14 protein-coding genes are annotated in these 13,755 nt (G+C 42.4%); 11 read left to right on the plus strand and 3 right to left on the minus strand.

Translation table 11 applies throughout. The features are described from left to right. The first annotated feature begins 9 nt into the window (after window positions 1-9). Entirely contained in the window at window positions 10-345 is a 336-nt protein-coding gene (gene rsfS, locus ACZYRN_RS01325) for a ribosome silencing factor (RefSeq protein WP_488910514.1), read from the plus strand. After that, the gene (locus tag ACZYRN_RS01330) at window positions 342-1,073 is read left to right on the plus strand and encodes a class I SAM-dependent DNA methyltransferase (RefSeq protein WP_488909703.1); all 732 of its coding nucleotides are present in this window, start codon (window positions 342-344) and stop codon (window positions 1,071-1,073) included. The genes rsfS and ACZYRN_RS01330 overlap by 4 nt, the downstream gene beginning before the upstream one ends. A 52-nt stretch (window positions 1,074-1,125) precedes the next feature. Here ACZYRN_RS01330 and ACZYRN_RS01335 read toward each other — a convergent pair whose 3' ends face one another. Then, a complete protein-coding gene (locus tag ACZYRN_RS01335; protein ID WP_488909704.1) occupies window positions 1,126-1,968 on the minus strand; it encodes a pyrroline-5-carboxylate reductase dimerization domain-containing protein in 843 nt (280 codons plus the stop codon). A gap of 79 nt (window positions 1,969-2,047) precedes the next feature. Between ACZYRN_RS01335 and ACZYRN_RS01340 the strand changes: the two genes are divergently transcribed. The 3 genes from ACZYRN_RS01340 to ACZYRN_RS01350 all read left to right on the plus strand — a co-directional run bounded on the left by ACZYRN_RS01340 (window position 2,048) and on the right by ACZYRN_RS01350 (window position 5,479). Continuing rightward, a complete protein-coding gene (locus ACZYRN_RS01340) occupies window positions 2,048-2,668 on the plus strand; it encodes a ComEA family DNA-binding protein (RefSeq protein ID WP_488909705.1) in 621 nt (206 codons plus the stop codon). 86 nt (window positions 2,669-2,754) lie between these two features. After that, window positions 2,755-3,174 carry a deoxycytidylate deaminase gene (locus ACZYRN_RS01345; RefSeq protein WP_488909706.1) on the plus strand — a complete coding sequence of 140 codons (420 nt, stop codon included), beginning with the start codon at window positions 2,755-2,757 and terminating at the stop codon, window positions 3,172-3,174. A 13-nt stretch (window positions 3,175-3,187) separates the two neighbouring features. Continuing rightward, window positions 3,188-5,479 (plus strand): DNA internalization-related competence protein ComEC/Rec2, encoded by a 2,292-nt coding sequence (locus ACZYRN_RS01350; RefSeq protein ID WP_488909707.1) that lies wholly within the window; start codon window positions 3,188-3,190, stop codon window positions 5,477-5,479. Between the two features lie 39 nt (window positions 5,480-5,518). Here ACZYRN_RS01350 and ACZYRN_RS01355 read toward each other — a convergent pair whose 3' ends face one another. Beyond that, window positions 5,519-5,650 (minus strand): YqzM family protein, encoded by a 132-nt coding sequence (locus ACZYRN_RS01355; protein WP_488909708.1) that lies wholly within the window; start codon window positions 5,648-5,650, stop codon window positions 5,519-5,521. A gap of 213 nt (window positions 5,651-5,863) precedes the next feature. Between ACZYRN_RS01355 and holA the strand changes: the two genes are divergently transcribed. Continuing rightward, window positions 5,864-6,883, plus strand: coding sequence for a DNA polymerase III subunit delta (holA, locus tag ACZYRN_RS01360; protein WP_488909709.1), 1,020 nt, complete (start codon window positions 5,864-5,866; stop codon window positions 6,881-6,883). A 28-nt stretch (window positions 6,884-6,911) separates the two neighbouring features. Here holA and rpsT read toward each other — a convergent pair whose 3' ends face one another. Then, on the minus strand, window positions 6,912-7,166 hold the full coding sequence (gene rpsT / locus ACZYRN_RS01365; RefSeq protein WP_488909710.1) for a 30S ribosomal protein S20: 255 nt from the start codon (window positions 7,164-7,166) through the stop codon (window positions 6,912-6,914). A 180-nt stretch (window positions 7,167-7,346) separates the two neighbouring features. On the opposite strand from rpsT, the gene gpr reads away from it, so the two are divergent. The 5 genes from gpr (at window position 7,347) to hrcA (ending at window position 13,736) form a co-directional block, all read left to right on the plus strand. Further along, on the plus strand, window positions 7,347-8,348 hold the full coding sequence (gene gpr, locus ACZYRN_RS01370; protein WP_488909711.1) for a GPR endopeptidase: 1,002 nt from the start codon (window positions 7,347-7,349) through the stop codon (window positions 8,346-8,348). Further along, window positions 8,305-9,492, plus strand: coding sequence for a stage II sporulation protein P (spoIIP, locus tag ACZYRN_RS01375; protein WP_488909712.1), 1,188 nt, complete (start codon window positions 8,305-8,307; stop codon window positions 9,490-9,492). Before gpr ends, spoIIP begins: the two co-directional genes overlap by 44 nt. Window positions 9,493-9,584: 92 nt before the next feature. After that, window positions 9,585-11,414, plus strand: a complete 1,830-nt coding sequence (gene lepA / locus ACZYRN_RS01380; protein WP_488909713.1) for a translation elongation factor 4 — start codon at window positions 9,585-9,587, stop codon at window positions 11,412-11,414. A 60-nt stretch (window positions 11,415-11,474) separates the two neighbouring features. Further along, on the plus strand, window positions 11,475-12,611 hold the full coding sequence (hemW, locus tag ACZYRN_RS01385) for a radical SAM family heme chaperone HemW (RefSeq protein WP_488909714.1): 1,137 nt from the start codon (window positions 11,475-11,477) through the stop codon (window positions 12,609-12,611). Window positions 12,612-12,701: 90 nt separating this feature from the next. After that, window positions 12,702-13,736: a heat-inducible transcriptional repressor HrcA gene (hrcA, locus tag ACZYRN_RS01390; protein ID WP_488909715.1), complete on the plus strand. Its 1,035-nt coding sequence runs from the start codon at window positions 12,702-12,704 to the stop codon at window positions 13,734-13,736. The last annotated feature ends 19 nt before the right edge of the window (window positions 13,737-13,755 follow it).

A 13,755-nucleotide genomic window follows, 5' to 3' on the forward strand; every position in this document is an offset into this window, starting at 1 on the left:
GAACAACAAATGATTTTACATGCAGTGACAAAAGCGGCAGATGATAAGCGGGCGGAAAATATTACCGCATTGAATATGGCAGGAATTTCACCAGTTGCCGATTACTTTGTTATTTGCCACGGTAATTCTGACAAGCAAGTGCAAGCCATTGCCCGTGAAGTAAAAGATAAAGCTGAAGAATTTGGTGTGGACGTTAAACGTATGGAAGGGTTTGACGAAGCCCGCTGGGTATTAATTGATATTGGCGACGTCGTCGTACATGTTTTCCACCGGGATGAGCGCGTGTATTACAATTTGGAACGTCTATGGGGCGATGCACCGCACGTCGATGTTTTAACGTCATGAGTTACAATCGGTTTGCGTCTGTTTATGATTCGCTTATGCAGGACGCGCCGTACGATGAATGGACAGCAATGCTATGTTTAGAAGCACAGCCCGGACGCGTGATCGATATTGGCTGCGGGACAGGGGAATTGGCGGTTCGTTTTGTGCAAGCAGGTTTTAATGTAACGGGTATTGATTTATCAGATGAGATGTTAGCGATTGCCCGTGAAAAAGCAGATGGAAAACAGCTGTCTATTCCTCTTTATCAACAAGACATGAGAGAACTTGAAGGCGTTGGCTTATTCCAAACGGCGGTTATTTTTTGTGACTCGCTTAATTATTTAGAATCAGAAGATGATGTAAAAAAAACGTTTCAATCTGTGTATAATCACCTTGAAAAGGGCGGCCTGTTTTTATTTGATGTGCATTCCACACACAAAATCAATCATGTGTTTCAATCACAGACATTTGCGGACGCGAGGGAAGATATTTCGTTTATATGGAATTCTTTTCCGGGAGAAAAAGAAAATAGTGTTGAGCATGAATTAACCTTTTTTGTCCGAATAGAAAATGGCTTATATGAACGATTTGATGAGCTTCATTATCAGCGCACATTTCCGCCTGACTTGTATAAAGAGTGGTTGATTGAAGCGGGTTTTATAATCGAAGCCGTTAGCGCCGATTTTACAAATGATGCGCCAACAAATGAATCAGAACGAATTTTTTTCAAAGCAAAAAAGAGCAGCTAAACAGCTGTTCTTTTTTGCTTTGTAAAGACTTTGTAAAGAGGAAGGAACTGAGTTAATCTTGTCGAATTGATGTATTAATGCCAAAAGCGGCAGATGCCTCTTTTCTGTCTTCAGCGGCTTTTTGCTGCGTCATTTTGCATAGCGATGAAAACAGGTCGCCAGCAAATTCCTCGATGACCACAATTCCGCGCCCAGTTACACCGCCTTTAGCAGCAGTCCGCTCTGTCAGCATCTCCAATGACCAATTTTTCTTTTTTAACAACTCTCCAAGACCGATCATCATATGCACCGACATTTTTTCTGCCTCTTCATCTGTAAGCCCGTATTTCATCGCTTCACTTGCGTACATACTTGCCATTTTGGAAAAAAAAGCAGGTCCGCAACCCGTTAAATCAGATGCTGCCCGAATCATCTCATCGTTCGTTTCAAATGAAGCACCAGCTATCTGATCTAATAAATGGATGACTTTTTTCTTCCAGTCTATTCCGCATGAGTCCCCGAATGAATAAAGGATGCCACCGGCGGAAACGGTGTTTGTGACGGCAGGAATGACCCGTGCACAAGAGCATGGAAGAACGGACTCCATTTGTGCTGTTGAGACTGCACTTGCAGTAGAGATGAGGCAGTGATCTGCTGTGACATACGGAGCAATGGATTCAAGAAGAGGTTTTAAATCCGGCTGGCGAACAGAAATGAATAGTAGTTTTGCCTGTTCCGCTACTTGTTTTACATTTTGGCAAACATGAATACCTGGAAAAGCCTGTTGTAGACGGTGTGCTTTTTCAATTGAACGATTGTACACGTAAAGAAATTCAGGTGAAATGGTATCGGATGTAATGAATGATTCAGCCAGTACTGTACCGATGCTCCCTGTCCCGACAATCCCGATGTTCATAGCGTATTCTCCCTCCTGTTCATCTTTTAACTATACGTATAAAAAAATGATTTATTCCAGTTGAAGTGGAGGATCGAACATGGATATGAAACAACTTATTCACAAGTACAAAATTCCAGCAGCGGGAGGTCTAGCTGTTCTTATGTTTTGGCTGTATAGTTTAACGGAAGAAGAAACGGTCCCTCCTGAACCTGCGCTAGTTGAAGAAGCACCTGTAAAAGTGGTGTCAGAAGAAATACCAACTGAAGAAGCGATGCCGGTTGAAGTAGCGATTGATGTAAAGGGAGCAGTCACAATGCCTGGCATTTATATGATGACGAGTGATCAAAGGGTGAATGACGCGATTAATAAAGCAGGTGGGTTGACGGAAACAGCGGATGCTGCAGCAGTAAATTTAGCACAAAAAGTGCAGGACGAGATGATCATTTATGTGCCGATAAAAGGGGAAGATGTGCCGCCAGTCATCGTTTCATCTGCCCCGGCAGGAAGCAGGGCAGCAGAAGGGGCCCTTATTAATATTAACACGGCGGATTTATCCGGGTTACAGGAACTTCCTGGTGTTGGCGAAGCAAAGGCACAGGCGATCATTGATTTCAGGGAAACAGAAGGTCCGTTTGCGGCCGCGGAAGAATTGAAAAATGTGTCGGGAATTGGAGATAAAACGTTTGAAAAGCTAGAACCCCTCATTACGGTGCAATAAATATGAATTTGACGGAACTTGCGATTTGTCGCTAAACTAAAAGCAGAAACCGGCGAAGATCGGGAAAGACAGAAAAGAGGGTTTTTATGGAAAGGAAAAGCTGGGATGAATATTTTTTGACTATCGCAGAGGCTGTGGCTACACGCTCTACATGCAACCGGTTAAATGTTGGATGTGTGATTGTTAATGATAAACATATCGTGTCAACCGGATATAACGGCTCGATTCACGGGCATGAACATTGTGATGAAGCAGGATGCTTATTGTCTGAGCAAGGACGTTGTATCCGTTGCCTGCACGCTGAATTAAATGCAGTACTGCATGCGGAGCGTGACAAGTTAAAAGGGGCTTCGGCTTATGTTACTCATGAACCTTGTGAAAATTGTGCAAAAACACTTGCTCAAGCTGGAATTGAGCGAATTGTGTACCGAAATGCGTATCCAAATAAATGGAACAGCTACTTTTTGAGAGATATTGACGTCTTACATGTACCTTCAATAAATTAAAAGGATGGTGTGAATGACATGTCTTCGAATCGGCGTTGCAGCGCTTTTTTCAGTTTTATATGCGCTTCATGCACCGGTTTTTATCCTTCTTTTTTTCTTTATATTGTCTGTTGCACTTTGGATAAGAGCAGATCATCGAGATCGTCTATTTATGGCAGCCGGGCTGCTCTTATTTTACGGAACTACGCTGCTTCATGAGGCACGTCATCTCTCACAATTTACCGGTGAAGAAGTAGAATGGACTGTTGTTTTTACGGACAATGTCCGAATTGACGGTGACCGGTTGCATGCTGGCGTGAAAGATGTTCGGACCGGTGAGCCTTTCCATCTTTCCTATCGAATAGAATCGGAAGAAGATCAACAGCACATGGCGGCGGTCCTGTCTCCGGGTTTGACGTGCCGTATGAAGGCAGAAGCTAAAAAGCCAAACGAGGCAAGGAATGCCGGAGAGTTTAATTACCGGGCCTATTTATCCACTAACCATATCTATTTTATTTTAACTCCTGATTCAATCTCCACAGATCAATGCATCATGAATAATTCCATCCGTTATGCGCCTGCCAAGTGGCGCGCTGCCGCACTTGAACGAGTTCATCAACAGTTTCCAGAACCGCTTAATGCGACAGCTGCTGCGCTTTTATTTGGCGATCGGTTGTCGAGTAGTAAAGATGTGAATGAAGATTACGAACGGCTGGGCATCGTTCATATTTTATCGATTTCGGGCTTGCATGTTACGTTGCTGTCAGGAATGCTATTTTACGGACTTATCCGCATGGGTATTACACGTGAGCGGGCGAGGATGATCATTTTAATGGCATTGCCGCTTTATGCGCTTTTAACCGGAGCCTCGCCGCCTGTTGTTCGCGCCTGCTTTATGACGGGAGCTATTTTAGCTGCGGCATCTTCACATGTACGTCTGAAGCCGGCATCAGCGCTTGGAGCGGTGTTTATCGCTATGATAGCGCTGGATCCTTATCAAGTATTTCAAGCGGGATTTCAACTATCCTATGCGGTTACATGGGCACTCGTTTTATGCACAGGCGCCATTTTAAAACGGTGCCGGAATGCAGTTGAATTGTCAGTGGCTGTCTCGGTTTTGTCACAAATGGCTGCCCTGCCTTTTTTAATTTACCACTTTTCTGAGCTTTCGATTATTGCACCGGCGGCCAACTTATTATTTGTACCGTTTTATTCGGCCGTGATGTTGCCGGCACTTTTTGCAGCATTTGCTCTTTCTTTTCTAATATCTGTACGGATGATAACGGATCCTTTAAATGTGTTGCTGAAAATGATGGATGGCTTGGCTGCGGAAATGGCGGATCTTCCGTTTGCGGTTCTTGTCACGGGGCAGCCGGATGTACAATGGACCGTGCTTGCTGCTAGCGTGGTTATTGCATCATTTTTATTGTGGGAAAAAGTGAATACGGTCCGGTACAGCTTGTTGATTTGTAGCTTGCTGCTTAGTATGATGACCGGAATGAGCCGGTTTTCTTCTGAAGGAGAAGTAACTTTTATTGATGTCGGACAAGGAGACAGTATCTTTATTAAGCTGCCATATGGAAAAGGAACCTATTTAATTGATACGGGCGGGCGTTTGCCTTTTGAAAAAGAACAGTGGACAGAGCGAACGCATGGGTTTTCTGTTGGAAAAGATACCGTTGTGCCTTTTTTAAAACGAAAAGGGGTAACCCGACTGGACAAACTTATTTTAACGCATGCAGATTTCGATCATGCCGGTGCAGCAGCTGAAGTGCTGTCATCGATACCAGCAGATGAGATCATAATTTCACCTGGTTCAGGCGGTGTGGATGTCATGAAGCCTATTTTAATGATGGCTTCGACTGGAAAGATGAACGTGCGTGAAGGGCTGGAAGGAGAAAAGTGGACGAAAGGAGATGCGGTCTTTCAGTTTTTATCGCCTGATGACAGAGAATATGAAGGGAATAACGATTCACTTGTATTATACGCGGAAATCGGCGGGAAAAAGTGGCTGTTTACCGGTGATTATGAAGCGGCAGGGGAAAATGAATTTTTGAAAGAATATCATGTTGATATCGATTGGTTGAAAGTCGGTCATCACGGTAGCCGAACCTCGACGTCTGCCCGTTTTGTGGAAGCAATCCGGCCGGAATATGCCGTTATTTCTGCAGGAGTAAATAACCGATATGGCCATCCACATACAGAAGTGCTTGAAACCTTGTTAAATACCGGTGTAAAGGTGTTTAGAACGGATCTGCATGGCAGCATTTCATATGTTTTTAAAGGAGATCAGGGAACGATATCAAGTGTGCTTGCACCAAAATAAAAAACCCGCCTGAATGTAGGCGGATTTTCTGTGTCATAATCAGCCAATAAGCTGAATAACAGTGGCAAGCACAAACATTGCAGAGAAGAACACGAATGAGACAACAAAGCCTACTCCGGAGTCAACTGCGTCGTTGCGTGTAGATTGTACATTTTTTTCGAATTCGTTCACAATTACCCCTCCTATTTCAATATAAGTATAGACAAACAACGATGAAAAATCCATACTCTCTTACGTATTTCATTAAGGTCGGACAAAAAATGTACACATTTGTTATGCACCTTGCGGAATAGCTTTTGTTTTTCTAAAATAAAGAAGATAAGGGAAGAGGAGACTTAGCAGGGATATGCTTATTAATGAGAGTATACGAATGGAGAAGAGTGAATGGATGTATTAAAGGAATTGAAAAGCAGGCGGTTTCGTTCATTGTATTTATTATATGGACCAGAACAATATTTTATTGAAGAAGCACGGAAGCTGCTAATCAAAAATGCATTGGACGGCGATGATACCGATTTGAACGTTATTTCATTTGATATGACAGAAGTTCCTATTGATTTGGCGATTGAAGAAGCAGAAACATTGCCATTTTTAGGAGAACGAAAAATGGTGTTTGTTCAAAATCCACTTTTTTTTACCGCTGAAAAATCAAAAATCGAACATGATTTAAAAAAACTGGAGCAGTATTTAAATGATCCGTCTCCATTTACGATCCTCGTCTTTCAAGCTCGTTTTGAAAAACTGGATGAACGAAAAAAAATAACGAAATTAATCAAAAAACAAGCAGGTATAGTAGAAGCAAAGCGACCGGCAGAACGGGAATTGTCGGGCTGGATTCAAAGCAAGGCCGCGGAAGAAGGAGCTATTATACAGGAAGCAGCTATCCATCAACTATTAAACATTGCAGGATTTCATTTGTCTGTACTGGCAACAGAGATTTCAAAATTAGCACTGTATGCAGGTGATGGAGGCGAAATTACGGAAGAAATAGTTACAAAGTTAACAGCACGATCACTTGAGAGTGATATTTTTCGCCTTGTGGATCAGATTGTATCGGGCAAACTGCAGGAAGCAATTCGTATTTATTATGATTTAATTCGTCTAAATGAAGAACCGTTGAAAATTTTAGCGGTGATTGCCGGTCAGTTTAGGCTCATTTATCAAGTAAAAGAGTTATCGAAAAGAGGGTACGGGCAGCAACAAATTGCCGGACAATTGAAAGTGCATCCATTTCGAGTAAAAATTGCCTCTGGACAAAGCCGTTCTTTTTCTGAAACACAGCTGGCATCGATTATGCAGCTGCTTGCTGAAAGTGATTATAATATGAAAAGCAGCGGAATGGAGAAGAAGATGATTATAGAGATGTTTTTATTCCGGCTGCAGACAATGATGAGGGTAAAATAAAAAAAGTGTCCATGACGGACACTTTTTATTAGTTAGCCAATTTCTTCATAAGGCGGCTTTTTTGGCGGTTCGCAGCATTTTTGTGGATAAGACCTTTTGCTGCAGCTTTATCAACTTTGCTAACTGCTTCTACAAGCAATTCTTTTACGTTTTCCTCGTTATTAGCAACGGCTGTTTCGAACTTTTTCACTGCACTGCGCATTGTAGATTTAGCATGTGCGTTGCGAGCTGTACGAGTTTGCGCCGTTTTTGTCCGTTTGATGGCAGATTTAATATTTGGCATTCCTGTCACCTCCTAAAGTGGATCGAAGTTTTATTCGTACCCGATTATCATTGATTTATTGAAGTAAACAACAAGAAATATTTTAACAAATGAAAGAGAGAATTGCAATAGGAATCATGTGTAAAGGAATAAACTATTATATAGAGGGCCATACTGATTAAAAAAAGAGAGGTGTGCAGTATGGAAGAATGGTCAATAAGAACGGATCTGGCGCTGGAATCAGCACTTATAGCTGAGGAAAAGCATGGCAGTAAATTAGATGGAATTATGTCCAAAGAAGAACAGCGAGAAAATACGCTTGTGACAACGGTAACAATTACGGAAGAAGGGGAAAGAATTACTGGGAAGCGGCCGGGGCTTTATATAACGGTCGAATCTGAGGACTTACGGGGCACTGATTCCTCCCGTCATGCCTCTATTAGCCGTGTGTTGGCTGAGGAAATCAGAGTGTTTATTGAATCAGCGGGGTTGAGCAGAGATGCCTCATGTTTAATTGCCGGTCTTGGAAATGATCAAGTCACGCCGGATTCACTTGGACCATGCGTTACCGATCGGCTTATTGTGACAAATCATTTATTTAAACTGCACCCAGAACATGTGCAGGAAGGATATCGTCCGGTCAGCGCGATTTCACCAGGTGTAATGGGCATGACAGGCATCGAAACAGGTGACATTTTACTAGGATTAATAGAGCGTGAGAAACCAGACTTTTTAATTGTCGTCGATGCGCTGGCATCTCGTTCAATTGAACGGTTAAATGCAACTATTCAAATGACAGATTCAGGTATTCAGCCAGGCGCCGGCATTGGCAATAGACGAAAAGAAATTAGCCGCCAAACAGCTGGTATTCCTGTTATCGCGATTGGAATTCCAACTGTTATTGACGCTGCGACAGTTACACGAGATGCAGTTGAACTTGTGATGAAGCATCTTGAAGAGAAAAGTGGACAAGATGGTGAAAATTGGAAACAGGCCTTTTTAGGAAATATAGGGTTGCTTAGTGAGGAAGAAAAGCGGCAGCTAATCAGTGATGTTCTCACACCGGCAGGGTTAAACATGATCGTCACCCCCAAGGAAGCGGATCTGTTTATTCAAGGAGCAGCGGCCGTTATTGCAAGCGCATTGAACGAAGCGCTTCATGACAGACCACCAGAAGAAACGCGTTCTTTTTTTGCAGGCTGAAATTCGGTCTGCTTTTTTCTTTTGTGCATATGTATATAGGACAAGACGTGAAAAGGGGTTGGCACGTATCCTTCTGCAAAAAAAATCAAACGCAGCGATCTGGATCGCCCCAGTATGTGCGGCGCTTATCGTCATGCCTTTTTGGACAGCGGGTTTGTTTACTGTAATGCCTTTTTCGTATCATTTTTCTTCTGAGTCGATGAGCAGGGCAGCGGCAGAACTGCCAGTCTCATCATTTTACCGGCTGCTTACATTTGAAAACAAATCATTTAAAGCCTCAAAGAAGGAACAAGTGGGTACGTTTCAATGGGTGGATGCGGCTTTTCATGCAGCATCGAGCATTAGCTTACGTGATCCACGGACGTTTCTCGGAAAAGAACTGCCTGGATTCTCAATTTATGATGGCCGTATTTTAATTGCGGGTGAGGGAACGAATTACACGAATATGCCGATAGAATCGGCGGAGCCGGATCCGAAATCGATTTCACAGCCACCAGTGAATGATGAACCAGAACAAATGCCAGCTTTATATGAAAAAAAAGTACTTCTTTATTTTACGCATACAAGTGAAGCATTTACGCCTGGAAATGGACAAGCTCCAGTACACATTGTTGAAGTAGGTGACATGATTGCGAAAAAATTAGCAGAAAAAGAAATTGGTGTGTCGGTTAACAAAACAGATGTAGGCGAACTGCTCAATAAAAAAGGGAAAAAATATAGTGCCTCATACGAAGAATCGCGAGCAGTTGTCGCCTCTGCCCAGCAGCAGCGGCCTTCACTGGAGTATTTAATTGATATTCATAGGGATTCGCAGTTAAAAGATGTAACAACAGCTGTAATCAATGGAAAAAGCATGGCGAAAACGGTGTTTGTCGTTGGTGGTGAGCACCAGGGTTACGAAGAAAATGCCCGTTTTGCAGGAGCACTTCATGAATTATTTGAACAGTATTATCCCGGACTGTCACGAGGTGTTATTGTGAAATCAGGAAGTCAAACGAATGGTAAATTTAACCAAGACTTATCCGAAAGAGCGTTATTAATTGAAATGGGTGGGGTAGAAAACACAAGGGAAGAATTGGAACGAAGTGCAGCAGCATTTGCAGATATTTTATCTCGATTTGTAAAAACGGAACAAAATGAATAAATGTCACGTTCAATGTCCGTTGTCAATTGTATAGTGCGCTGATATAATCACAATAGTATACATGTGCCGATAACAGGAGTGAAACTATAACAATGAATGATAACGGAAGATTAGAACGGCAGGAGCGTATCCGCAATTTCTCGATTATTGCCCATATTGATCATGGAAAATCGACGCTCGCAGACCGTATTTTAGAAAAAACAAATGCGCTCACTGCGCGTGAAATGAAAAGCCAGCTCCTGGACTCAATGGATCTTGAACGGGAACGTGGCATTACAATTAAATTAAATGCTGTCGAGCTTACTTATACAGCAAAAGACGGAATTGAGTACATTTTTCATCTTATTGATACGCCAGGACACGTCGACTTCACATATGAAGTATCGCGCAGCCTTGCAGCATGTGAAGGGGCAATTCTTGTTGTTGATGCTGCACAGGGCATTGAAGCGCAAACACTTGCGAATGTGTATCTTGCACTTGACAATAACCTGGAAATTATGACGGTCATTAATAAAATTGATTTGCCGGCAGCAGAGCCTGAGCGTGTGCGACAAGAAGTGGAAGACGTAATTGGGCTAGATGCATCAGATGCTGTGCTTGCATCTGCAAAAGCAGGTATTGGGATTGAAGAGATTTTAGAGCAGGTTGTTGAAAAAGTACCGGCACCAACGGGTGATCCGGAAGCGCCGCTTACAGCGCTGATTTTTGACTCACTGTACGATCCATATCGGGGTGTTATTGCTTATATTCGCGTGGTCGATGGAACAATTAAAGTCGGCGATAAAATTAAAATGATGGCGACTGGCAAAGAGTTTGACGTCACAGAAATTGGTGTGTTCACACCGAAAACAACGCCTCGTGATGAACTGACAGTCGGAGACGTTGGATATTTAGCAGCGGCGATAAAAAATGTCGGTGATACGCAGGTCGGTGATACAATTACATCAGCAAAAAATGGAGCAACTAAAGCACTGGCGGGCTACCGAAAATTAAATCCAATGGTATACTGTGGCCTTTACCCGATTGATGCTTCTAAATACAATGATTTACGTGACGCATTGGAAAAGCTTGAATTAAATGATTCAGCCCTTCAGTATGAACCGGAAACATCGCAGGCGCTTGGATTTGGCTTCCGCTGTGGATTTCTCGGTTTGCTTCACATGGAAATTATTCAAGAACGGATTGAACGTGAATTTAAAATTGATTTGATAACAACAGCGCCGAGCGTAATTTATCAGGTGACGATGACAGATGGAGAAGAACTTCGTATTGATAATCCTTCTGACATGCCGGATCCGCAAAAAATCGCTCACGTGGAAGAACCGTATGTTAAATCATCCATCATCGTACCTAATGACTTTGTTGGGACTGTAATGGAACTAGCGCAAGGAAAACGCGGTATTTTTATCGATATGCAGTACCTTGATACGAATCGTGTCAGCGTTGTTTATGAAATGCCGCTTTCTGAAATTGTTTATGATTTCTTTGATCAGTTGAAATCAGGTACGAAAGGGTATGCATCGTTTGATTATGAGTTAATCGGCTACAAGGAGTCGAAACTTGTAAAAATGGATATTTTGCTCAACACGGAAACAGTCGATGCACTCAGTTTTATTGTGCACCGTGATTTTGCCTATGAACGAGGAAAAATCATCGTTGAAAAATTAAAAGAACTTATTCCGCGTCAGCAATTTGAAGTGCCTATTCAAGCAGCTATTGGAAATAAAATTGTTGCTCGTTCAACGATTAAAGCGATGCGTAAAAACGTCCTTGCTAAATGTTACGGCGGTGACATTTCTCGGAAAAGGAAGCTTCTTGAAAAGCAAAAAGAAGGGAAAAAGCGCATGAAGCAAGTAGGATCGGTTGAAGTGCCTCAAGAGGCATTTATGGCCGTTCTCAAAATGGATGATCAAACGAAATAAAAAGACAAGGTGTCCGTATTTCGGGCACCTTTCCTTTATGTACAGAAAGGCGTGAACTGCATGATAAACGCAGCCTACATCCACATTCCATTTTGCCATCACATATGTCATTACTGTGATTTTAATAAAGTGTTTATGAAAAACCAGCCGGTGGAACAATATTTGCAGAGTCTCGATAAAGAAATGAGCATGGCGGAAAATAAATCTGGCTATAAGTCGATTTTCGTCGGAGGCGGGACACCTACATCGCTCGATGAAACACAGCTTCAGTATTTTGTGAAATCGATCGCACAAAATCTGCCGCTCACGTCAGGGGGAGAATATACATTTGAAGCGAATCCAGGTGATTTAACACCAGCCAAAATGAACATTTTAAAAATGAACGGCGTAAATCGGCTCAGCATTGGCGTACAGTCATTCAATGATGCTCATTTAAAACGAATCGGACGGACGCATACAAAAAAAGAAGTGTTGCAGACGGTGCGTAATGCGGAAAAAGCCGGATTTGATAATGTAAGCATTGATTTAATTTATGGCTTACCGGATCAGACTTTGGAAGATGTGCTTGACACGACGCGCCAAGCACTCGAACTCGGCCTGCCTCATTATTCTGTTTATTCATTGATCATTGAACCGAAAACGGTCTTCTACAATTTAATGAGTAAAGGAAGTTTGCCGCTGCCAAAAGAAGAAACAGAAGCAGACATGTATAAAGCTGTGATGGAGCTAATGGCAGCATCCGGGCTTCATCAATACGAAATCAGCAATTTTGCCCGATCGGGATTTGAGAGTATACACAATTTAACGTACTGGAATAATGAAGAATATTACGGGTTTGGTGCTGGGGCACACGGGTATGTGAAAGGCGTTCGATACGCAAACTACGGTCCGCTGAAAAAATATATGGAGCCGCTTGAAAGAGGGGAGATGCCGCGTATGAGCAGCCAGCATACGACAAAAAGAGAACAGATGGAAGAAGAAATGTTCCTTGGTCTCCGTAAAATGGCGGGCGTCTCGATCACAGGCTTTGAGAAAAAATATAATGAAAATCCATTGTCCCTTTTTGAAGGAGCCATCAGCAATATGACAAAACGAAATTTGCTGGAAGTAACCGATGAATCAATTCGTCTGACACATGAGGGGAAATTTCTAGGCAATGAAGTATTTCAATCTTTTTTAATTGAACCGGAAATATGAGCGTACTCATTGACAGACTATCTTAATTTTGATAATTTAAATATAGATTTAGCACTCCCATATAAAGAGTGCTAACAGAGGTGATGAAGTATGCTGACAGATCGCCAACTTTTCATCTTACAAATTATTATTGATGATTTTATTCGTTCCGCCCAGCCGGTCGGATCGCACAATCTTGCAAAAAAAGAGGACGTATCGTACAGTCCGGCTACAATTCGGAATGAGATGGCAGATCTTGAAGAGATGGGGTTTTTGGAAAAAACACATACGTCATCGGGACGTGTCCCATCAGAAAAAGGATACCGTTATTACGTTGATCATTTGCTTGCCCCGGGAGCACTTGCGCACAGTGAACAAACCGCTATTCATTCTATTTTCGCAGATCGGCAAAATGGATTTGAAAAAGCAGTGCAAAATGTCGCAATCATTTTATCGGAGTTGACAAGCTACACATCGATCGTACTCGGTCCAAAGTTTAATGATCATAAAGTGAAGCAGTTTCAAATAATTCCAATTGATCGAGAAACAGCTGTCGCTATCATCGTGACCGACACAGGCCACGTTGAAAACCGGCTTTTTTCGCTGCCGGAAAGAATTGAAGCAGCCGATATTGAAAAAATGGTGAATATTTTAAATGACCGTCTAGCTGGTGTGCCGTTATCGGAACTTCACGGTAAGGTATATAAAGAAACCGCTGAATTGATGAAGAGACATCTTCAAAATTATGAAACAATGTTAAAAATGTTTGCGGAGGCAGCGGTCGGCCCGTCTACTGGAAAACTTTTCATTGGCGGCAAGACAAATATTTTAAACCAGCCGGAATTCCGGGATATTGAAAAGGTTCGGCTCGTCTTGGATATGATGGAAAAAGAAAGCGATATTTACGAACTTGTCCGTCCAACAAAAGCAGGCATCCGTGTAAAAATCGGTACGGAAAATGCAGAACAGGCGATGGAAGACTGCAGTTTAATTACTGCATCCTATTCTATCGGTGATGAGCCAGTCGGAACGATTGCCATTCTTGGTCCGAAACGAATGGAGTATTCACGTGTAATCACACTCGTTGATTTTTTAAGCCATGACATGACAAATGTGTTAACACGTCTGTATAATACGAGCACATAGTATAATGAATTTTTAGCTT

Source organism: Domibacillus sp. F004 (genome assembly GCF_057814295.1).